At 40.0% G+C, this 1,343-nt stretch carries 3 protein-coding genes; 1 reads left to right on the top strand and 2 read right to left on the bottom strand.

Features of this window, described 5'->3' with window-relative positions:
- The coding region (locus KDK19_RS22520) for an SDR family oxidoreductase (protein ID WP_257292994.1) at positions 1–341 on the top strand (341 nt) is incomplete at its 5' end.
- Positions 342–495: 154 nt separating this feature from the next.
- Here the strand turns inward: KDK19_RS22520 and KDK19_RS22525 are convergent.
- Together KDK19_RS22525 and KDK19_RS22530 are read right to left on the bottom strand one after the other, a co-directional pair.
- Positions 496–699 (bottom strand): hypothetical protein, encoded by a 204-nt coding sequence (locus KDK19_RS22525; RefSeq protein WP_257292995.1) that lies wholly within the window; start codon positions 697–699, stop codon positions 496–498.
- Between the two features lie 12 nt (positions 700–711).
- On the bottom strand, positions 712–1,343 hold a 632-nt coding region (locus KDK19_RS22530), incomplete at its 5' end, for a hypothetical protein (RefSeq protein ID WP_257292996.1).

The following is a 1,343-nucleotide window of genomic DNA, read 5'->3' on the forward strand; positions in this document are numbered from 1 at the left end:
GCCCAGACCAAAGCCTTTATAGAAAAGAAGGTTTATTAGATTTACAGCAACCTAAGAAACCAATTACCTATTCGGTAATAAAATCCGGTTTGATTGGAATGACTAGGTACCTAGCGACATACTGGGCAGAAGACCAAGTTAGGTGTAACGCAATATGCCCAGGAGGGGTGTATACAGACCAAAGTGAGCAGTTCTTAGAAAGAATTGAGAGGCTTATTCCTCTTGGCCGCATGGCACAATTACACGAATATGACTCATTGGTTGTTTATCTTTTAAGTGAACATAGCAGTTACATGACGGGATCAATCATCTCAATAGATGGTGGAAGAACGGCACTATAGAACCTTGAACCTTTTATTTCTGTATATTCCAAAATATTTTTCCGCAGGTCTTAGCCAAATCATTGCCGTGTGTTCAAGGGACTGGATATCAATAATGATTGCCAGGAAACTTGGTTTTGCTGACGTCGGCTATTTCAGTTTCCACACGGGTTTGTTAACTCTCTCCGTAGTGCTTTCTGGACTGGGCTACGGTTTCGTAGTTCAACGCCAAATGTTGGCTGATATTGACCAAGATAACTCTACCGCCAGCTTCAATTATAGCTTTGGAAAACTGCTTACCCAAAAGTCCAGCAGCTCCAGTGACAATGAACTCCTTGTTGTTCAGACAAACTTGCAGAGCATTATTTTGTTTTCCCATTTCCAAACCATCCTAATTAAATTCAACGATCTCATGGCTAAAAGCTTTGAACGCATCTCTTGCGAAGCCATATTCTAATGTCAAAAGCTTATAATATTGTTTTCTGCGAACACCGACGTAAATGTAAGGAGCTTTCCCAACGATTCCTGAATAGTAAAGTGAACTCGAATCGGTCGAAATTAAAGTTCCGCCAACACTTTCCATGATTATTTCCAACGCTAATCCATTAATCAAAAGCGCATCAGCAAACAAAATTTCGATATGCTGGCTTGAAGCGATGGGTTTTATCACACCAAGATTATTGTTTCGAGGGTGGCTTTTCACCAAGAGGCGCACTGCATGCTCCTCACGGCGCCCAAGTTCTCGACATATCATCTCAAATAATTCAATGAGGTCACGGTCTTCCATAAAGTCTGGAAGATTGAGAATAAATAAATTATCAATCCTCCTTAGAAATTGAAGTGACCGTTTCTGTTTAACTTCAACTAGGTTCTCAATTAATTCAGGCGATATTAAATTTTTATTCCCTCCAATTTGGGCTGGACTCTTTTTTCTTATTTCACTTTCTGTGCCAACCAATTTGGCGATCGTATGATCAAGAAAAAAAACGCTATCCGGTACGATATTTTTTGACTGCATTAAGG

The organism is Endozoicomonas sp. ONNA1, assembly GCF_024606325.1.
Taxonomy (GTDB): Bacteria; Pseudomonadota; Gammaproteobacteria; order Pseudomonadales; family Endozoicomonadaceae; genus Endozoicomonas_A.